The organism is Ectorhizobium quercum (assembly GCF_026552795.1).
GTDB classification, from domain to species: domain Bacteria; phylum Pseudomonadota; class Alphaproteobacteria; order Rhizobiales; family Rhizobiaceae; genus Ectorhizobium; species Ectorhizobium quercum.
Genome location: NZ_JANFPI010000002.1, coordinates 381,842 through 402,611, shown reverse-complemented (window position 1 = coordinate 402,611; position 20,770 = coordinate 381,842). Strand labels below are relative to the sequence as shown.

The 20,770-nt window shown below is 64.6% G+C and carries 15 protein-coding genes and 1 tRNA gene; 11 read left to right on the top strand and 5 right to left on the bottom strand.

All coding sequences use genetic code 11. From position 1 onward, the window contains the following. The first annotated feature begins 5 nt into the window (after positions 1-5). From tolB to ftsH, 6 genes are all read left to right on the top strand, one after another. A complete protein-coding gene (gene tolB / locus NOF55_RS06595) occupies positions 6-1,310 on the top strand; it encodes a Tol-Pal system beta propeller repeat protein TolB (protein WP_306410549.1) in 1,305 nt (434 codons plus the stop codon). 199 nt (positions 1,311-1,509) lie between these two features. Next, positions 1,510-2,037, top strand: coding sequence for a peptidoglycan-associated lipoprotein Pal (gene pal / locus NOF55_RS06590; protein ID WP_306410548.1), 528 nt, complete (start codon positions 1,510-1,512; stop codon positions 2,035-2,037). 252 nt (positions 2,038-2,289) lie between these two features. Next, entirely contained in the window at positions 2,290-3,216 is a 927-nt protein-coding gene (locus NOF55_RS06585; protein ID WP_306410547.1) for a cation diffusion facilitator family transporter, read from the top strand. Positions 3,217-3,384: 168 nt separating this feature from the next. After that, positions 3,385-4,356 carry a tol-pal system protein YbgF gene (gene ybgF / locus NOF55_RS06580; protein ID WP_306410546.1) on the top strand — a complete coding sequence of 324 codons (972 nt, stop codon included), beginning with the start codon at positions 3,385-3,387 and terminating at the stop codon, positions 4,354-4,356. Between the two features lie 2 nt (positions 4,357-4,358). Continuing rightward, entirely contained in the window at positions 4,359-5,645 is a 1,287-nt protein-coding gene (tilS, locus tag NOF55_RS06575; protein ID WP_306410545.1) for a tRNA lysidine(34) synthetase TilS, read from the top strand. Positions 5,646-5,763: 118 nt separating this feature from the next. Further along, positions 5,764-7,716 (top strand): ATP-dependent zinc metalloprotease FtsH, encoded by a 1,953-nt coding sequence (gene ftsH, locus NOF55_RS06570; RefSeq protein ID WP_306410544.1) that lies wholly within the window; start codon positions 5,764-5,766, stop codon positions 7,714-7,716. A gap of 225 nt (positions 7,717-7,941) precedes the next feature. Here the strand turns inward: ftsH and NOF55_RS06565 are convergent, their stop codons facing one another. Continuing rightward, a complete protein-coding gene (locus NOF55_RS06565; RefSeq protein WP_306410543.1) occupies positions 7,942-8,778 on the bottom strand; it encodes an undecaprenyl-diphosphate phosphatase in 837 nt (278 codons plus the stop codon). Between the two features lie 353 nt (positions 8,779-9,131). Between NOF55_RS06565 and glmM the strand changes: the two genes are divergently transcribed. Beyond that, positions 9,132-10,484 (top strand): phosphoglucosamine mutase, encoded by a 1,353-nt coding sequence (gene glmM, locus NOF55_RS06560; RefSeq protein WP_306410542.1) that lies wholly within the window; start codon positions 9,132-9,134, stop codon positions 10,482-10,484. Between the two features lie 213 nt (positions 10,485-10,697). Next, positions 10,698-11,534, top strand: a complete 837-nt coding sequence (locus NOF55_RS06555; protein ID WP_306410541.1) for an outer membrane protein — start codon at positions 10,698-10,700, stop codon at positions 11,532-11,534. 79 nt (positions 11,535-11,613) lie between these two features. Here the strand turns inward: NOF55_RS06555 and NOF55_RS06550 are convergent, their stop codons facing one another. Then, entirely contained in the window at positions 11,614-12,123 is a 510-nt protein-coding gene (locus NOF55_RS06550) for a DUF992 domain-containing protein (RefSeq protein WP_306410540.1), read from the bottom strand. Between the two features lie 327 nt (positions 12,124-12,450). On the opposite strand from NOF55_RS06550, the gene NOF55_RS06545 reads away from it, so the two are divergent. From NOF55_RS06545 to NOF55_RS06535, 3 genes are all read left to right on the top strand, one after another. Next, positions 12,451-13,629 carry a phosphoserine transaminase gene (locus tag NOF55_RS06545; RefSeq protein WP_306410539.1) on the top strand — a complete coding sequence of 393 codons (1,179 nt, stop codon included), beginning with the start codon at positions 12,451-12,453 and terminating at the stop codon, positions 13,627-13,629. 178 nt (positions 13,630-13,807) lie between these two features. Then, positions 13,808-15,037, top strand: a complete 1,230-nt coding sequence (gene mnmA / locus NOF55_RS06540; RefSeq protein ID WP_306410538.1) for a tRNA 2-thiouridine(34) synthase MnmA — start codon at positions 13,808-13,810, stop codon at positions 15,035-15,037. 124 nt (positions 15,038-15,161) lie between these two features. After that, positions 15,162-15,238 (top strand) — tRNA-Met (locus NOF55_RS06535). Positions 15,239-15,338: 100 nt separating this feature from the next. On the opposite strand, the gene NOF55_RS06530 is transcribed toward NOF55_RS06535, so the two are convergent. From NOF55_RS06530 to NOF55_RS06520, 3 genes are all read right to left on the bottom strand, one after another. After that, positions 15,339-16,769, bottom strand: a complete 1,431-nt coding sequence (locus NOF55_RS06530) for an ATP-binding protein (protein ID WP_306410537.1) — start codon at positions 16,767-16,769, stop codon at positions 15,339-15,341. Next, a complete protein-coding gene (locus tag NOF55_RS06525) occupies positions 16,766-17,488 on the bottom strand; it encodes a response regulator (protein WP_306410536.1) in 723 nt (240 codons plus the stop codon). Before NOF55_RS06525 ends, NOF55_RS06530 begins: the two co-directional genes overlap by 4 nt. Positions 17,489-17,611: 123 nt before the next feature. Continuing rightward, a complete protein-coding gene (locus NOF55_RS06520) occupies positions 17,612-20,770 on the bottom strand; it encodes an efflux RND transporter permease subunit (protein ID WP_306410535.1) in 3,159 nt (1,052 codons plus the stop codon).

The following is a 20,770-nucleotide window of genomic DNA, read 5'->3' as shown; positions in this document are numbered from 1 at the left end:
AATCAATGATGAAACGAACTTTCATCCGCCTCATGATCGCGTTCGCCGGCATGGCCGTGATGTTCGCCGCGCCGGCCCAGGCCAGGGTGGAGATCAACATCAACCAGGGTAACGTGGAGCCGTTGCCGATCGCCATCACCGACTTCCAGTCCGCTGACGCGCTCGGCGCGCAGATTTCCGAGGTGATCGCGGCCGACCTGAAACGCTCGGGCCTTTTTGCGCCGATCGGCAAGACGGCGTTCATCGAGAAGATCGCCAACCCGGACCAGACGCCGCGCTTCGAGGACTGGAAGGTCATCAACGCGCAGGCGCTGGTGACGGGCCGGGTGGTGCGCGAGGGTGCGCGCCTTCGTGCCGAATTCCGCCTGTGGGACACGTTCTCCGGCCAGCAGATGACCGGCCAGCAGTTCTATACCCAGCCGGAAAACTGGCGCCGGGTCGCCCACATCATCGCCGACGCCATCTACAAGCAGATCACCGGCGAGAACGGCTATTTCGACACGCGCGTCGTCTTCGTGTCCGAAAACGGCCCGAAGAACGACCGCAAGCGCCAGCTCGCCATCATGGACCAGGACGGTTTCAACCTGCGCGTCCTGACCAATACCAACGACATCGTGCTGACGCCGCGCTTCTCGCCGAGCCAGCAGGAAGTGACCTATATGTCGTTCGAAGGCGGCCAGCCGCGCGTCTACCTGCTTCAACTCGAAACGGGCCGCCGCGAGGTCGTGGGCAACTTCCCCGGCATGACCTTCTCGCCGCGCTTCTCGCCAGACGGCCAGCGCGTGATCATGTCGCTGCAACAGGACGGCAACTCCAACATCTACACGATGGACCTGCGTTCGCGCACGACCACCCGTCTGACCAACACCGCGGCCATCGACACCTCGCCGTCCTATGCGCCGGATGGCCGGCGGATCGTGTTCGAAAGCGACCGGGGCGGCCGCCAGCAGCTCTACGTGATGAACGCCGACGGCTCCGGCCAGCAGCGGATTTCCTTCGGCGACGGTTCCTATTCGACGCCGGTCTGGTCGCCGCGCGGCGATCTCATCGCCTTCACGAAGCAGTCGGGCGGCAGGTTCTCCATCGGGGTGATGCGTCCGGACGGTTCGGGCGAGCGCATCCTGACGACGGGTTTCCACAACGAAGGCCCGACCTGGGCCCCCAACGGACGCGTCATCATGTTCTTCCGCGAGAATGCCGGTTCGGGCGGCCCGCAGCTCTATTCCATCGACCTGACGGGCTATAACGAGCAGCTTATCAAGACGCCGAGCTTCGCTTCCGACCCGGCCTGGTCGCCGCTGCTCGAGTAATTCTGGCAGCGCGTCACGTTCCTGCCGCAAAGTCCTGTGAGGGAGCGGCTATCACGTCATGCAAATCACGTCCGGAGGCCGCGCAAAACCGTCCTCCGGACGGCGTTTCAGGAAAGCGTTAACCATACTTGTTGGATGCCGATTAACCGAGAGGGGTTATGGTTCGGCAACCTTAATGAAATTCGCAAGGAGACCGGCGATGAGCCGCATCGATACCCAGGCCGCAGGCCGCATGCAGACTCTCGCGCGCAACCCGATCGTCGTCGCTCTCGTGATGACGCTCGCACTGGCCGGTTGTGCGTCCAAGAAGAATCTTCCGAACAATGCCGGCGAACTGGGGCTCGGCGGCGCCGGCGCGGCCACGCCCGGTTCACAGCAGGACTTCACCGTCAATGTCGGCGACCGCATCTTCTTCGACACCGACAGTTCGTCGATCCGCGCCGACGCGCAGCAGACGCTGTCCCGTCAGGCCCAGTGGCTGCGGCAGTATCCGAACTACTCGATCACCGTCGAAGGCCATGCGGACGAACGCGGCACGCGCGAATACAACCTTGCGCTCGGTGCCCGCCGCGCCGCCGCGACCCGCGATTACCTCGCCTCGCTCGGCATTCCGGCCGGCAGCATCAGGACGATCTCCTACGGCAAGGAACGCCCGGTCGCGGTTTGCGACGACATCTCGTGCTGGTCGCAGAACCGCCGCGCCGTCACGGTGCTCGGCGCCCGCTGATCGACCCCGCATCGCGGAAACGAACATCAAAGGGGGCGGTCCTGCGGGCCGCCCCCTTTGATGCGTCCGGGGGCAGGTGTCTTGTGGTCCGGCCGTGAAAAACCCGCGCTCATTCTGTGTTTTCACGCATTTCCGCGCGCAAAACCGCTGCGCACTTCTGCGGGACATGCTCTAACCGGACAACCACAGCGAATCTGCGCTACAAGGGCATAGTCCGGGCGTTGCGTCCGGCCGGGCAGGGGAGACGTGAGGGTGCGAAGCGAGCAGTTCGTCCTGAGATTGTCCATCGCCGTGACCTTTCTGGTCGCGGTGGCCGGGGTGTTTTTCGGATTGCTTTCGGGATCGTCGGCCATCGTGTTCGACGGCGTGTACTCGCTGGCGGACGTGACGATGACGCTCGCCGCGCTTGTGGTCTCGAACCTGATCGCGACGTCGACGGCGCGCGGCCCTTCGAGGAACAGGCTGGCCGAACGATTCACGATGGGGTTCTGGCATCTGGAGCCGATGGTTCTCGGCGTGAGCGGCACCCTGCTCATCGGCGCGGCGGTCTATGCGCTGATCAACGCCATCGGCAGCATCATCGACGGCGGGCGGGTCCTGAACTTCGACCAGGGCATTCTGTATGCCGCGCTGGTGGCCTGCGTGGCAGTGGTCATGGCGATCTACAGCGGCCGGGCGAGCCGGGTCCTGAAGTCCGGTTTCGTGGCGCTCGACGCCAAGGCATGGTGGATGTCCGCCGCGTTGAGCGGCGCCCTTCTGCTGGCGTTCGCCTTCGGGTTGCTGATCCAGGGAACGGCGCTCGAGTGGATGTCGCCCTATATCGACCCGGCGATTCTGGCGCTGGTCTGCCTCGTCATCATACCGGTGCCGGTCGGAACGGTGAAACAGGCGCTGGCCGACGTGCTGCTCATCACCCCTGCCGCCGACAAGCGGCATGTCGACGGTGTCGCGGAGGAAATCGTGCGGCGCTACGGCTTCTCGGCCTTCCGCTCCTATGTCGCGCGCGTCGGGCGCGGGCGGCAGATCGAGCTTTACTTCATCGTACCGTCCGGCGGCCCCGCGCGGCGGCTGGAGGAATGGGACGACATCCGCAATGCGGTCGGCGAGGCGATCGGCGGGGAGGGGCCGGACCGCTGGCTGACGATCGTGTTCACCACCGACCCGGAATGGGCCGAATAGCGATCCCGCGCCGCTTCTTCCGCCCTTCTTGCCGGCGGGATGCGGTTTTCCATGTTTTCGCCGAACTTACCTGCTTTCTCAGGCGTTGGAAAAAGTCGGCATTCGTGTCATTGAAGGCAAGGGTCCGGGTCGCCGGATCGTCGTTTCAACCTTTTGAGGACGAACCAAATGAGGAAACTTGTCGTGGCGGGGATGCTGGGGCTCGCCGCCTTTACCGGGTGGCAGGGCACGGCGTTTTCCCAACCTCTTTTCAGGGCATTCGGCACGCCGGTGGCTGAACGGCAGCAGCCGGTCATTCTGGCGCAGGCGGGCGATGCCGCGCGCATCCAGCAGCTTCAGGAGGAAATCCGCCAGTTGAACGGCCGCATCGAGGAAATGAGCTTCCAGCTTCTCCAGATGCAGGAACAGATGCGCAAGACGCAGGAAGACAACGAATTCCGCTTCCAGGACCTGGAAGGCGGCAAGAAGCGCAGCGAAGCGCCGTCGTCATCCTCCGGTTCCGTCGCCACGGCAGCGCCCTCCTCCGGGACGGGCGCACCGGGGGCGGACGACGACGTGGCGACCATCATCGATTCGGACGGGACGGGGCAGAACGGTCCGGCCTCGTCCGGGGCAGGCGCTTCCTCCACCACGCTCGGTTCCGTGCGTTTCGACGCGCAGGGCAACCCGATCGGCTCCACCATGAACGCACCCGGTTCGAATGCTTCGTCCCTTCCCGGCGTGGCGACGGCTGCCCCGTCGACGCCTGCCGCTCCGGGAAGCGACGAGGACCTCTACAAGGCCGCCTACGGCCATGTGCTGGCCGGCGACTATGCCGTTGCGGAACAGGAGTTCGAGCAATACATCTCCTCGTTCCCGCAAGGCCCCAAGATCGCCGATGCCAGTTTCTGGCTGGGTGAGGCGCAATATTCACAGGGCAAGTACAACGAGGCCGCGAAGACCTTCCTGGATGGCCATCAGTCCTACGGGAAATCGCCTCGTGCGCCGGAAATGCTGCTGAAGCTTGGCATGTCGCTTGCCGCGCTCGACAATCCCGACGTAGCCTGCAAGACGCTGCGGGAAGTGCCGTCGCGCTATCCGAACGCTTCGCGGGCGGTTCTGAGCAAGGCGGCCAGCGAACAGAAGCGCCTTTCCTGCTGATCATGCAGCCACTCGATGCCGCGCAGCGTTTTCTGAACCGGCTGCCGCGGCCCGCTCGCATTCTGGTCGCGATCTCCGGCGGCAGCGATTCGACCGGGCTTCTCGCCGCCCTACACCGGGCCGCACGCGGGGGGCATTCACTCTGCGCCGTCACCATTGATCATGCCCTGAGGCCGGAATCGGCGTCGGAGGCGGAGACCGTCGCGGCGCTATGTGCTTCCCTCGGCATTTCTCATGCGACGCTGCGCTGGGAGGGCGCCAAACCCGAAAGCCGCCTTTCCGAAGCGGCACGGCTGGCGCGCTACCGGCTGCTGAAACAGGCGGCGGCGCGGTTTTCCGCCGATCTGGTGGTGACTGCCCACACCGCCGACGATCAGGACGAAACGGTGCTGATGCGGGCCGCACGGTCTGCCCGCGCCGAGAATGCCGGTCTTTCCGGCATGGCGGAAGCGGTGTTCTACGACCGCTCGATCTGGATCGCCCGGCCGTTTCTCGATGTCCGGCGCCGGGCGATCCGCGATTTTCTGGCCGGCGAAGGGATGGGCTGGATCGACGATCCGACCAATGACGACCCGCATTACGAGCGCGTGCGCATCCGTCGGGCGCTGGCGGCGGGGGAGGCGACGGTGCCGGACGTCGCGTTTGCGGCGCAAGAGCGCCGCCGCCTTGCCGTCGCGGCGGCGGAATGGCTGGAACGCCATGCGGTGCTTCGAAGCGCCGTGCTCGCCCGCATCGCCCCGGAAGGACTCGATGCGCCGCCCGATGTGCTGCGGGTCGCGCTTTCCGGCCTCGTCGCCATGCTCGGCGGGCGGGAGAACGGACCGGCCCGCAATGCCATGAACCGGCTGCTGGCGATGATCGGCGACGGCCGGCCGGGCCGCATGACGCTGTCGCGCGTGTTCGTTGCCCTGCGCCGCGACGGGCTTTATCTGATGCGCGAATTGCGCGGCCTGCCGGAGATGACGGTCGCCTCCGGCGCGGAGGGTGTGTGGGACGGGCGTTTCCGGGTCGCCAATCCGTCCGCCGGGCCGCTGACCGTCGTGCCGGCACCCGCGCCGGACGATGCCCGTGTCGCGGCCCTGTTTCCGGGAATGCCGGTTTCGCTGGCGCGGCGGGCGGCGCAGGCGATGCCCTGCATTTCCGGCGCGAAACACCCGGATGAAGCGCCTTTCGAGCCGCGGATCGCCGCTTGCGATCTTTTCCTGCCGCTTTTCGATCTGCGGCTTGCGAATGCGCTGGCGGGGCTGGCCGGTCGCACTCCGTTTACCGAGCCTGCGTTCAGTCGTTGAAGCCTGACCGGAAAACACATGAAAAACGTGCGGTCGCCTTGGCAAGTGTCAGTGCGACCCCTATGTTAGTCTGCAAATTGCGCGCCATATGTGCGCCCGAGGTACTCTGGGGAGTTCAATGAACCCAAATTTCCGCAACTTCGCTCTTTGGGCCATCATTGCCCTGTTGCTGATTGCGTTGTTCAGCATGTTCCAGACCACGCCGACGCAGACGAGCGGCAGGGAAATTCCCTATTCGCAATTCCTGCGGGACGTGGATGCGGGCCGTGTGCGCGACGTGACCGTGACCGGCAACCGGGTCTTCGGCACCTATCTGGAAAACGGCACGGCCTTCCAGTCCTACGCGCCGGTCATCGACGACAACCTGATGGTCAAGCTTCAGGAAAAGAACGTGACGATCGTCGCGCGTCCGGAGAGCGACGGTTCGTCCGGCTTCCTCAGCTATCTCGGCACGCTGCTGCCGATGCTGCTCATTCTCGGCGTCTGGCTGTTCTTCATGCGGCAGATGCAGGGCGGCTCGCGCGGCGCGATGGGCTTCGGCAAGTCGAAGGCCAAGCTTCTGACCGAAGCGCACGGCCGCGTGACCTTCGATGACGTCGCGGGCGTCGACGAAGCCAAGCAGGACCTCGAGGAGATCGTCGAGTTCCTGCGCGATCCGCAGAAGTTCCAGCGCCTCGGCGGCAAGATTCCGCGTGGCGTGCTGCTCGTCGGGCCGCCCGGCACCGGCAAGACGCTGCTGGCCCGCTCGGTGGCGGGCGAGGCCAATGTGCCGTTCTTCACCATTTCCGGTTCCGACTTCGTGGAAATGTTCGTCGGCGTCGGCGCGAGCCGTGTCCGCGACATGTTCGAACAGGCCAAGAAGAATGCGCCCTGCATCATCTTCATCGACGAAATCGATGCCGTCGGCCGCCATCGCGGCGCCGGTCTCGGCGGCGGCAACGACGAGCGCGAACAGACGCTGAACCAGCTTCTGGTCGAGATGGACGGTTTCGAGGCGAACGAGGGCATCATCCTCATCGCCGCCACCAACCGTCCGGACGTTCTCGACCCGGCGCTGCTGCGTCCCGGCCGCTTCGACCGCCAGGTGGTCGTTCCCAACCCGGATATCGTCGGCCGCGAGCGGATCCTCAAGGTCCATGTCCGCAACGTTCCGCTGGCGCCGAACGTCGATCTCAAGGTTCTCGCCCGCGGCACGCCCGGCTTTTCCGGCGCCGACCTGATGAACCTCGTCAACGAAGCCGCCCTGATGGCCGCCCGCCGCAACAAGCGCGTCGTCACCATGCAGGAGTTCGAGGACGCCAAGGACAAGATCATGATGGGGGCCGAGCGCCGCACCTCGGCCATGACCGAAGCGGAAAAGAAGCTCACGGCCTACCACGAGGCCGGCCACGCCATCACCGCGCTCAACGTGCCGGTCGCGGACCCGCTCCACAAGGCGACGATCATTCCGCGCGGCCGGGCGCTCGGCATGGTCATGCAGTTGCCGGAAGGCGACCGTTACTCGATGAGCTACAAGTGGATGGTCTCGCGGCTCGTGATCATGATGGGTGGCCGCGTTGCCGAGGAACTGACCTTCGGCAAGGAGAACATCACCTCCGGCGCGTCCTCCGATATCGAGCAGGCCACCAAGCTGGCGCGCGCGATGGTCACGCAGTGGGGCTTTTCCGATATTCTCGGCCAGGTCGCCTATGGCGAGAACCAGCAGGAGGTCTTCCTCGGCCATTCGGTTTCCCAGACCCGCAACGTTTCGGAATCCACCGCCCAGAAGATCGACAACGAGGTTCGCCGCCTGATCGAGGAGGCCTATACCGAGGCCCGCCGCATCCTCACCGAAAAGCACGACGAATTCGTCACGCTGGCCGAGGGGCTTCTGGAGTTCGAGACGCTGTCCGGTGACGAGATCAAGGCGTTGCTGCGCGGTGAGCGTCCGACCCGCGATTCGGGCGACGACACCCCGACCTCGCGCGGTTCCGCCGTGCCGAAGGCTGGCGCCCGCAAGGACGCCAACAGCGGCGAAACCAAGGATGGCGGCGGCGAGCCCGAAGGCGGTTTCGAGCCCCAGCCGCGCTGAGACACGGGACGTGGAGCGTTTCCCCGGAAATGCTCCCAACAATCCCGCGACATGCAAAAGCCCTCCCCCGCAGAATGGGGGAGGGCTTTTTCGTTGGAGAAACGGGTTTGCGGTCGTGCCGGATATTCGTCGGCGGGGAGGCCTCGGAATAGAAGCGTTTCCCCCTTGCCTGGCTTGTCGCCCGGTCCCGAATGGCGGGGCCGGGCGATCTTGCGGTAGCCGTTCTCAGAGGGCGGCGATCTGGCCGGTCTGGAGCAGGACGATGATGAGCAGTCCGAGCCCGATGCGATACCAGACGAAGGGGAAATAGTTCTTGGTGGAGACGAGCTTCAGGAAGAAGACGATCACCACATAGCCGACGACGAAGGCAATCACCGTCGCGAGGCCGGTTTCAAGCCAGCCGACCGGATTTTCGCGGCCAATGCTCTTGAACAGCTGGTAGAAGCCCGAGCCGAAAACGGCGGGAACCGCCAGCAGGAAGGAATAGCGCGCGGCGGCTTCGCGCGTGTAGCCCATCAGAAGGCCGGCGCTGATCGTGCCGCCGGAACGGGAGACGCCGGGAATCAGTGCCATAGCCTGGGCGAAACCGTAAAGGATGCCGTGTTTCCACGTCAGGCGGTCCAGCGTGCGATACTTGCTGCCGAAGTGGTCCGCGATGCCGAGGATGATGCCAAAGACGATCAGGGCCGTGGCGGTGATGTAGAGATTGCGCAGGCTGTATTCGATCTGGTCCTTGAACAGCAGTCCGAGCACGACGATCGGCACCGAGCCGAGGATGATCAGCCAGCCCATGCGCGCGTCGTCGCGGTTGTAATCGGTGGCGCGGGCCAGGTTCTGGCGCAGCCATGCCAGTGCGATGCGGCGGATATCCGACCAGAAATAAACGAGAACGGCTGCTTCAGTGCCGATCTGGGTGATGGCGGTGAAGGCGGCTCCGGGGTCGGCTCCGGAAGGGAGGAACTCGCCGGCGATGCGCAGATGCGCACTGGAGGAAATCGGAAGAAACTCAGTCAAACCCTGTAACAATCCGAGAATTGCGGCATCCAGCCAGCTTACTGACATAGGCTATCCCTTCGATGATCCTGTTAATCAAATGGCACCTAGACATATTCGCAGCCCAGGGCAAATAAAAATACGTCGGCGGCAACCGCTTCGCAGCCGGCGGTACGATACCTGAGGTTTTTCCTTTGACGAACGGTAAACCGGGGCGCGTTTCCGAATATCTCGCCGTTGGCGTCTTCGGCTGCAGGCGGCGCATCGGGGCGAAAGCGCGTGGGGCTGGGGTCTGTGGGCCGGTAACGACATATAATGTTTTTTGACGGTAATTTACGTGCCCAAAAGCGTGATTCGTGGCATTGGAACGCAAACGAACAGCGGGCCGCCCAGAACGGCCACGATACGAGACGGGAGTTGACATGACACGTCGCTATTTCGGCACGGACGGTATTCGCGGACAGTCCAACACGTTTCCGATGACGCCGGATCTGGCCATGCGGCTGGGTATCGCGGTCGGAACGATGTTCCGGCGCGGCAATCATCGCCACCGGGTGGTGATCGGCAAGGATACGCGCCTGTCCGGCTACATGCTGGAAAACGCGCTGGTCGCCGGGTTCACGGCGGCGGGGCTGGATGTCTTCCTGCTCGGCCCGATCCCGACGCCGGCGGTGGCCATGCTGACGCGCTCGCTGCGCGCGGATATCGGCGTGATGATCTCCGCCTCGCACAATCCCTTCGCCGACAACGGCATCAAGCTGTTCGGCCCGGACGGCTACAAGCTCTCCGACGAGTTGGAGCTGGAGATCGAGGCGCTGCTGGAAAGAGATATCTATTCGCAGCTCGCCCGGCCGGAGGATATCGGCCGTGCCAAGCGCGTCGACGGCGATATCTACCGCTATATCGAGTTCGTGAAGCGCACCCTGCCGCGCGACGTGACGCTTTCGGGGCTGCGGATTGCCATCGACTGTGCCAACGGCGCGGCCTACAAGGTGGCGCCGCTGGCGCTGTGGGAACTCGGAGCGGAAGTCATCACCATCGGCAACACCCCGAACGGCACGAACATCAATCTCGATTGTGGCTCCACCAGCCCGAAGGCGCTTCAGGACAAGGTGCATGAAGTGCGCGCCGATATCGGCATCGCTCTCGATGGCGATGCCGACCGGGTGATCATCGTCGACGAAAAGGGCGAGATCGTCGATGGCGACCAGCTCATGGCGGTGATTGCCGAGACCTGGGCCGACGACGGTATGCTGAAGGGTGGTGGGCTGGTCGCCACGGTCATGTCCAATCTCGGCCTGGAGCGCTTCCTGGCCGACAAGGGGCTGGGGCTTGCCCGCACCAAGGTGGGCGACCGCTACGTGGTGGAGCACATGCGCCAGCACGGCTACAATGTCGGCGGCGAACAGTCGGGCCATATCGTCCTGTCCGATTTCGGCACGACCGGCGACGGCCTGGTCGCTGCGTTGCAGATTCTGGCCGCCGTCAAGCGCCGCGAAAGGACGGTCAGCGACATCTGCCGCCGTTTCGAGCCGGTGCCGCAGCTTCTGCGCAATGTCCGCTTCAGCGGCGGCAAGCCGCTGGAGGACAATACGGTCAAGCAGGCGATTGCCGAGGCCGAAGCCGAACTTTCCCGGCACGGGCGTCTGGTCATCCGCCCCTCCGGCACGGAGCCGCTCATCCGCGTCATGGCCGAAGGCGACGACCGCGGCCAGATCGAGCGCATCGTCAGCGATCTTTGCGGGGTGATCTCCAATGTGCGCAACGCCGCCTGAGCGGCAGCTTGCAACGTCCGCGCTGTTTTCGGGGCCGGGCCGTCACGCGACGATCCGGCCTTTTGCTTTCAAGTATTCCCGGTATTACATGGCTGAAAATACGTAAACAGGCGTAGTTAAGCGGGTATTAACCTTTATCCTCCATTATCCAAACCCGACAAGAGCGTTCGCGATGATTTGCGGCGTTTCTCGAGGCATTTTGGAGACATTGCCATGAAATCGAGCGTGGTCGGCTTTGTTGCCGCTCTTACTGCATGTACTTCGGCCTTCGCTGCCGATCCCTACCAGCCCGAACCGCAGGTTCTGGAGGCTCCGGAAGTCGTCGTCAGCGATGCCGAAGGCTGGTACCTGCGCGGCGATGTCGGCTATTCCTTCAACCATCTTCGCGGTGCGAACTTTTTTCAGGGCTCCAATGCGCTGGTGAGCGATTTCACCACCGCCTCGCTGAAGGATTCCTTTCTGGTCGGCGCCGGCGTCGGCTATCAGGTCAACAGCTACCTGCGCACCGACCTGACCTTCGACTATCTCACCAAGTCGAAATTCCACGGCTCCACCCGCGGCGGCGGTGCGGGCTTCGGCGCCTGCGTCGGGCCGTGTACCTCTTCGGACACGACGTCGCTGCACGCCTATTCGCTGATGGCCAACGCCTATGTGGATCTCGGCACCTATGGCGGCTTCACGCCTTATGTCGGCGCGGGCATCGGCGGCACCTACGTGAAGTGGGACAAGCTGCGGAACAGGGCCTGCGCCGATGACGGCAGCGGCTGCGACGGCACGATCGAGCATGGCGGCAAGGGCGGCTGGCGCTTCACCTATGCGCTCATGGCCGGTGCCTCCTACGACATCACCTGCAACCTCAAGGCCGATGCGGGATATCGCTTCCGTCACATCGAGGGCGGCGACATGTTCGGCTACCGGGCCAATGGCGGCCCGGGCCGCGACAAGGGCATCCAGTCTCACGAACTGCGCGTCGGCGCCCGTTACGTCTTCAACGGCTGTTCGACCCAGGCCTACGAGCCGACGATCGTGCCGCCGCCGGTCTACAAGTAACCGGCCGACCCGGTTTGCCTCACGAAAAAGACCCGCGCGGCACGCCGTGCGGGTCTTTTTCGTTGAGGGGATGGGGCGATCAGCCTGCCGGCGTCAGCGTCACGCTGGTGGCGGCTGCCGCGACGTTCAGGCCGACCTGGCCGGTGACGGAAAGCGGCTGAAGCTGGATCGAGCCGTTGGTGCCGCCGACCAGAAGGTTGGCGCCGATGCCGATACCGGCGGTCGCTTCGGCGCTCAGGCCCTTGTAGAGGCCGCCCAGCGAACCGGAGTGATAGCCGGCGGTGGGTGCGAAGACGGCCCAGGCGATCTTGCCGCCGGCCGTGTAGCCCAGATCGACGCCGATCTTGCGCACGAAGCCGCTGTAATGGTCGAGTCGGCCGCGCGTCGACTTGAAGGTGCAGTCGAGCGTCTTGGCCGAGCCGAGCAGATAACCGCCGCCCGAGCCGATATCGCAGGTCAGCACGCCAAGGCGCACGCCACCCGAGGCGTCGTCCGGAGGCAGGTAGCCACCGGACAGATCGGCAGCGGAAAGGCTGGTTGCGAAACCGGTCGCAAGCGCGGCGGTGAGAAGGAATTTGGTCGAGTTCATTTTTTGTCTCCCTGTGTCCGTTTGCTGAAACGTTCGAAACGGCATTCCGTTCCATCGATCCGGCAGACAGGACAGTGTTTTACCACGCCGGGGCTCCGAATCCGATACCCGCGGCGCTTCGGCGTCTATCCGCCCGCTTTCCGGTATTTCTGCGGCGGGAAAGGGCGGGCGGGAGCGCGGGAGGAGTGCGCTTTCGCCCGTCGGCGAAACCGCGAAAGGATTGCGTCCGGCAGGGGCAGGTTGATCTTGCCGATCGCCCGGCGCGGGCCTATAAGCACGGCGACCGTCAACCCCTCAGGGCCGCTTCCAGAACACGAGGAACGCATCATGGCCGAAATCGCCAAGCCGGAACTCAAGACCGCCAATCCCAATTTCTCCTCCGGCCCCTGCGCCAAGCGTCCGGGCTGGACGCCTGCCGCGCTGTCCGGCGCGCCGCTCGGCCGCTCCCATCGCGCCCGCATCGGCAAGGACAGGCTCAGGCGCGCCATAGACCTGACGCGCGAGGTGCTGGAGGTTCCGGCCGGCTGGCGTATCGGCATCGTTCCCGCGTCCGATACGGGGGCCGTGGAAATGGCGCTGTGGTCGCTGCTCGGCGCGCGCGGCGTCGATATGGTCGCCTGGGAAAGCTTCGGGGCGACCTGGGTGTCGGACGTGGTCAAGGAACTGAAGCTTCCCGACGTGCGCAGGTTCGAGGCGCCCTATGGCGAACTGGTCGATTTCTCGCAGGTCGATTTCGACCGCGACGTGGTCTTTACCTGGAACGGCACGACCTCGGGCGTGCGCGTGCCGGATGCCGGTTTCATTCCCGCCGACCGCAAGGGCCTGACGATCTGCGACGCCACCTCGGCCGCCTTCGCGCAGAATCTCGACTTTTCCAAACTGGATGTCGTTACCTTCTCCTGGCAGAAGGTTCTGGGCGGCGAGGGCGGGCATGGCATGCTCATTCTCTCGCCGCGTGCCGTGGAGCGTCTGGAGAGCTACAAGCCGGCCTGGCCGCTGCCGAAGATCTTCCGTCTCACCAAGGGCGGCAAGCTGATCGAGGGCATTTTCGAGGGCGATACGATCAACACGCCCTCCCTGCTGTGCGTCGAGGATTACATCGACGCGCTGGAATGGGCGAAGTCGGCCGGCGGGCTCGCCGGCCTGCGGGCGCGTGCGGATGCGAATGCCCGGGTCATCGACGATTTTGTCGATGCGAACGACTGGATCGCCAATCTGGCCGTCGATCCGGAGACGCGCTCCAACACCTCGGTCTGCCTGCGCATTGTCGACCCGGCGGTGACGGCGCTGGATGGTGCCGGGCAGGCAGCCTTCGCCAAGGCAATCGTCTCGGCGCTGGAGAAGGAAGGCGTGGCCTATGACATCGGCTCCTATCGTGACGCGCCTGCGGGCCTGCGCATCTGGGCCGGCGCGACCGTGGAGACCGCCGATCTCGAGGCGCTGATGCTGTGGATCGGCTGGGCCTATGCCGTCCAGAAGGCCTCGCTGGAGAAGGTCGCGGCCTGATTCGGCAAAGGTTCGGGATGTGCGGCGATTCGTGGCGCTTGCAACGGCGCCGCTTCCTTTCTATATGCCTTGGACAAGCTGAGGCGGGTGCCGGATGAGTGCCCGCCGCATTCGTATTTGCAGGAACATTCCCCGGAACGTCTCTCGCGCCGTTTGGACGGGGGGAAGCGGAAAAGCCGTGAACACGCTCGATTTCGACAAGAAGCCTGAGGATACCCGCGTGGTGGTCGCCATGTCGGGCGGTGTGGATTCGTCCGTCGTCGCCGGTCTTCTGAAACGCGAGGGTTATGACGTGCTCGGCATCACGTTGCAGCTCTACGATCACGGCGCCGCGGTTCACCGCGCCGGTTCGTGCTGCGCGGGGCAGGATATCGACGATGCGCGCCGCGTGTGCGAAACGCTCGGCATTCCCCATTACGTTCTGGATTACGAAGCCCGGTTCCGCGAAACGGTGATCAATCCCTTTGCTGAATCCTACGTCGCCGGCGAAACGCCGATCCCCTGCGTTGCCTGCAACCAGACCGTCAAGTTCGCCGATCTTCTGGCGACGGCGAAGGAACTCGGCGCGGATGCGCTGGCGACCGGCCATTATATCCGTTCCCGCCCGAATCCGGCGCCGGGCAGGCCCGACCGCCGCGCGCTCTACCGGCCGGTCGATACCGAACGCGACCAGAGCTATTTCCTGTTCGCGACGACGCAGGAGCAGATCGACTACCTGCGCTTCCCCCTCGGCGGCATGTCGAAGGCGGAAACCCGCAGGCTGGCGGAGGACATGGGCCTCGTCGTGGCGCAGAAGGCCGACAGCCAGGACATCTGCTTCGTGCCGCAGGGCAAGTATTCCGACATCATCACCAGGCTGCGCCCCGACTCGGCGCTCGGCGGCGAGATCGTCCATCTCGACGGGCGCGTGCTCGGCCATCACGACGGCATCCTGCACTATACGATCGGCCAGCGCCGCGGCATCGGCGTCGCGACCGGTGAACCGCTCTACGTCGTCTATCTCGATGCCCGCAACCGCCGCGTCGTCGTCGGCCCGAAGGAAGCGCTGGAAACGCGCCGCGTCTATCTTCGCGACGTGAACTGGCTGGGCGACGATCCGCTCGACAATACGGCGGATGCCGGTTTTGCCTGCTTCGCCAAGGTGCGTTCCACCCGCCCGCCGGCGCCGGCGCGTCTGGCGCGGGACGAAGGCGGCATCTATGTCGAACTGGAAGTGGGCGAGGCGGGAATCGCTTCCGGCCAGGCTTGCGTGCTCTATTCGGCGCCGGGCGAGGATGCTCGCGTCTATGGCGGCGGCTTCATCGAACGCTCGCAGCGTTCGCCCGAATCGGAGGCCGCCCTTGCCGCGCTTCTGGCACGTCCGGCAGCCGTTTCCGGCGCAAACGACCCGCAGGCGGCCCGGGCGTAAACGGCATCCGGGAAAGCGCGCTTTCTTCTTTCATGACGCTTGACAGGAAACGGAAGAGCGCCTTATAAGCCCGACCAACGGAATGCGCCGGACCTTTGAAACGGAAACGTTTTCAGCGCATTGTGGCGGAGTAGCTCAGTTGGTTAGAGCAGAGGAATCATAATCCTTGTGTCGGGGGTTCAAATCCCTCCTCCGCTACCATACCTTTCCCGGCATTCACGTTGCGTTTGATCTTCCCTTTCGAGTGATTCCATCTCGCCCCGCTTTCTCGGTGCGGCGGCAGGCCGGTGCGGTTGCCGGATCAGCTTCCCGTTTTCGCGGGAAGGTAGATTTCGGCGCGCAAGCCGCCCGTTTCCGCGTTGGTGAGCCAGATGCTGCCTCCGTGAGCCTTGACGATGCTGCGGGCGATGGACAGGCCGAGGCCCATGCCGCCGGTCTCGCTGTTGCGGGACGCCTCCAGGCGGACGAAGGGGTTGAAGGCGCTTTCGACGAGATCGGCGGGAATGCCGGGCCCGTCGTCCTCGATCGCGATCACGATCTCGTCGCCCATGTCGCCCAGCGTCACCGTCGCGCGCTTGCCGTAGCGCACGGCATTGTCGAGCAGATTGCGAAGCGCGCGTTTGAAGGCGACCGGCCGGATCGGGTAGTCTATCGAGGGAAGCTCTGCCGCGACGGCATCGGCCTTCATGAGCCGGAATTGCTCGACGACCTCGCCGATCAGGGCCGCGAGATCGACGGAGACGGTTTCCTCCGTGGTCGCCTCGGCTCGGGAAAAGGCCAGCGTCGCCTCGCAGATCGAGGTCAGTTCGTCGATGGTCGCCACGAGATCGTCGCGCACGGCATCGTTGTCGACGAATTCGGCCTTCAGGCGAAGCGTCGTCAGCGGGGTGCGAAGGTCGTGGCTTATGCTGGCCAGAAGCCGAAGCCTGTCGCCGACATATTGCAGCAGCCTGTCCTGCATCGTGTTGAACGCGCCGATGGTCGCCTTCACCTCCGACGGCCCGACGACGGCCAGGGGCTCGGCCGTTTCGCCGCGTCCCAGCTTCTCGGAGGCGACGGCCAGCATCCGCAGCGAGCGGGTCTGCTCGCGCACGGTCATGACCACGGCCACGATCACCGCGAAGGACGAGATGGCGAAGGACATCAGCGCGATCGGGTTCCAGAACGCGGGAAGCTCGAAGGCGAACCGGACGGACAACCAGCGGCCATCGGGTAGCGGTGCCGCCATGTTCAGGGCGACGTTGCGCGAATAGTATTTCGCCTGTTCGTCGGCGGAGGCGGCGATGCCCTCGACATCGGGCGCATCGCGCGGATCGGCCACCGGGTAGGGGCATACCGGCTCGTTGCCGTCGACATAGTCGATCCCGACGACCGGCTTTCCGGAACGGACCGCTCCGAGCTGGATCGCCAGAAGGTCGGCGATGTGCCGTTCCGCCTCGGTCATCGGCCCGGCAAGGGGGGATTGCGCGTCGATCGCCAGACATAGCCGGGCGGAGCCGAACGCCGAAACGATGGCGTCTTCTGTGCTGCCGGGATTTTCGGCAACGAACCGCGCGATGGCGGCGGTCGTCGGAAGGGTCTGGCTGTGAACGACCCTTCCGACGATGTTGTCCTGCTGCCTGTTGAGGATGAGAACCAGCGTGATCTGGGCGAAGGCGAGGGCGGCGATCATGGAAACGATCAGGCGACCGACTAGCGTTCTGGGCCAGAGCGATAATGCTGCCTGTCTCACGCGATTTCCTCGACGGTTCCCGCAAAGGTGTATCCGTCGCCCCAGACCGTCTTGATGAATGTCGGCTGCTGGGGATCGGGCTCGATGCGCCGGCGCAGCCGGCTGACCAGATTGTCGATGCTGCGGTCGAAGACCTGCGCGGACCTGCCGGCGGTGATGTCCAGCAGCTGGTCTCGCGACAGGACGACGCCCGGTCTCGATACGAATGCGAGCAGCAGCCTGAATTCGGCGCTTCCGAGCGGCACCTCGACGCCATCCTTGCCGGTCAGCGTTCGCCGAAGCGCATCCAGCGACCACTCGCCGAAGCGGTATTGCCTGCTCTCGGCCGCCGGCCGGGCCGTCTCGGCCGAGCGGGCGCGGCGCAGCAAAGCCCTGATCCGGGCCAGAAGCTCGCGCGGGTTGAATGGTTTCGTCACGTAGTCGTCGGCGCCGATCTCCAGCCCGACCACCTTGTCCGTTTCCTCCGAGACCGCCGTCAGCAGCACGATGGGGACGTCCGAGGACTGTCGCAGGAATTTGCACAGTGTCAGCCCGTCCTCTCCCGGCATCATCACGTCGAGGATGACGAGGTCGATGGCGGCGGCGCGCATCTGCTGGCGCATCTCGTTGCCGCCGCTGGCCGTGCTCACCCGCAATCCGTTCTGCGTGAGATAACGGGCGAGGAGGTCTCGGATTTCCTTGTGGTCATCGACCACGAGTATATGGGGCGTTCGGTCCAATGCCGTATTCCTGAGTCGGTGCGATTGCGCGGCCGGTCCGGTGTCTGTCCGTTTTCCCGCAAGGGCGCGGGAGAAGTGTAGCCGGATGTCCGGGGCGAGGGGAAGGGGGCCGCCGGGCGATGCTCATGACGGCGATGAAGACGGTGCAGCGTTCTCCGTCAGGGGCGCCTCGCCGGCATTCCGGTTGCCCTTGCCCTTGAAGACCCGGCGGACGGCGACGAACAGCAGCGGAATGAAGAAGATCCCCAGCACTGTGGCCGAAATCATGCCGCCCATGACGCCGATGCCGATGGAGTTCTGGCTGCCGGAGCCGGCTCCGTTGGCGATGGCCAGCGGCATGACGCCGAGGATGAAGGCCAGCGACGTCATCAGGATCGGCCGCAGCCTCTGCCGGGCCGCCTCCAGCGTCGCCTCGACCAGGCTCTTGCCCGTCTTCTGCTGCTCGATGGCGAACTCGACGATCAGGATGGCGTTTTTCGAGGCCAGCCCGATGGTCGTCAGCAGGCCGACCTTGAAATAGACGTCGTTGGATTGGCCGAACAGCGTCGCGGCGAGCAGGGCGCCGAAGATGCCGATCGGCACGGACAGCATAACCGCGAGCGGAATGGACCAGCTTTCGTAAAGCGCGGCAAGCGCCAGGAAGACGACGAGGATGGAGATCGCGTAGAGCTGGGTCGCCTGGCTGCCGGACAGCCGCTCCTGGGCGGAAAGGCCGGTCCATTCGTGGCCGAAGCCGGCGGGCAACTGGCTCACGAGCTGGTCGATCTCGTTCATGGCATCGCCGGTGGAGACGCCGGCGGCGGCGGCTCCCTGGATTTCGACGGCTGCCGAACCGTTATAGCGTTCCAGGCGCGGCGAGCCGTAGGTCCAGTGTCCGGTCGCGAAGGCCGCGAACGGCACCATGTCGTCATCCGAATTGCGGACGTACCAGCGGTCGAAGTCCTGCGGCTGCATGCGGTATGGCGCGTCGGCCTGCACATACACCTTCTTCACGCGGCCGCGGTCGATGAAGTCGTTGACATAGCTGCCGCCCCAGGCGGTCGACAGCGTCGTGTCGATATCCGAGAAGGAGAGATTGAGGGCGCTGGCTTTTTCCTCATCGATTTCGACGGAATATTGCGGCGTGTCGTCCTGGCCGTTGGGGCGCGTGCCGGCGAGTTTCGTATTCGCGGAGGCGGCGGCGATCAGCTGGTTGCGCACGGCCATGAGCTTTTCGTGTCCGGCGCCGTTCATGTCCTTCAGGTAGAAATCGAAGCCGGCATTATTGCCGAAACCGGGGATCGCCGGCGGCGCCAGAACGTTGATGCGGGCGTCCCTGATGGCGGAAAACGCCTTGGTCGCCCGCGCGGCGATGGCCTGCGCCCTGGCTTCCGGCGTGTTGCGCAGGCCGAAATCCTTCAGCTTGATGAAGGCCATGCCGACATTCTGTCCCTGTCCGCCGAACCCGAAGCCGCGCACGGACATCACGCCGTCGACATAGGCGCTTTCCTCGTTGAGATAGTAATCCGTGACGGTCCGGAGCGCCTGCTGGGTGCGGTCGGCGGTGGCGCCGACGGGAAGGCTGACACTGGTGATCAGCGTGCCCTGATCCTCTTCCGGCAGGAACGAGCTGGGCAGGGTCGAGAAGAGATAGGCGACCGCCACCGATATCAGCACGAAAAGAACGAGGAAGATCGGGCTGCGCCGGATGATGGCGCCGACGCTCTGCCGGTAGCGTCCGGTTCCGCGCTCGAAGCCGCGGTTGAACCAGCCGAAGACGCCGCGCTCCTTCGCGCCATGCGCGGGCTTCTTGAGGATCGTCGCGCACAGCGCCGGCGTCAGGATCAGCGCCACGATCACCGACAGGATCATGGCCGACACGATGGTGACGGAGAATTGCCGGTAGATGACCCCGACCGACCCGGAAAAGAACGCCATCGGAACGAACACCGCCGACAGCACGGTGGCGATGCCGATCAGCGCGCCGGTGATTTCCGTCATCGACTTGATGGTCGCTTCGCGCGGTGACAGTCCCTCCTCCTCCATGACGCGCTCCACATTCTCCACCACCACGATCGCGTCGTCCACCAGCAGGCCGATGGCCAGCACCATGCCGAACATGGTGAGCGTGTTGATCGAGTATCCGAAGGCGGCCAGCACGCCGAACGTGCCGAGCAACACGATCGGAACCGCCAGCGTCGGAATGAGCGTCGCGCGGATATTCTGGAGGAAGACGAACATCACCAGAAAGACGAGCACGATGGCTTCCGCCAGCGTCTCGACCACATCCTCGATGGACAGCTTGACGAAGGGGGTCGTGTCGTAGGGATAGACGACCTCGACATTCGAGGGGAGCGTCTCCTTGAGGCTCTCGATGGTCGACTGGACGCGTTCGGCGGTGTCGATCGCATTCGCGCCGGAGGCGAGCATGATCGACAGGCCGGCCGAAGGCTTGCCGTTATACATGCTGGCGCTGGTATAGCTGTCGGCGCCCATTTCGACGCGCGCGACGTCGTTGAGCCGCACCAGGGAGCCGTTGCTGTTGCTTTTCAGGATGATGTTCTCGAATTGCTCCGCCGTTTGCAGGCGGCTCTTCGCCGTGACGGTGGCATTGAGCTGCTGGCCCTGGACCTGCGGAAGCGCGCCGAGCTGGCCGGCCGCGACCTGGGTGTTCTGTGCCTCGATAGCCGAGGTGACGTCGCTGACCATCAGCGAATATTTGGAGAGCTTGTCGGGGTCGAGCCAGATGCGCATCGCATAGCCGGCGCCGAAGAGCTGCGTGTCGCCGACGCCCTCGACGCGCTTCAGCGTGTCGTTCAGGCTGGCGTTGACGTAATCGGTCAGGTCGTTGGCGGTCAGCTTGCCGTCGGTCGAGACGAAGCCGATGACCATGAGGAAGTTCGAGGTGGATTTGGTGACGGTTATCCCGGCATTCTGCACCGCCTGCGGCAACTGGCTTTCGACGAGCTGCAACTTGTTCTGCACCTGCATCTGCGCGACGTCGGGATCGGCCGTGTTGGTGAAGGTCAGGGACACGGAGGACGCGCCGGTCGATTGCGACGTCGAGGTCATGTAGTCGAGATTGTCGATCCCGGTCATGCCCTGCTCGATGATCTTCGTCACGGAATTCTCGACGGTCTGGGCATCGGCGCCGGAATAGGTGGCCGAAATCCGCACCGTCGTCGGCGCGATCTGCGGGTATTGCGAGATGGACAGGGTGCTGACGGACAGGGCACCGGCCAGCATGATGACGATGGCGATCACCCAGGCGAAAATCGGCCTGTCGATAAAAAAGCGGGACAT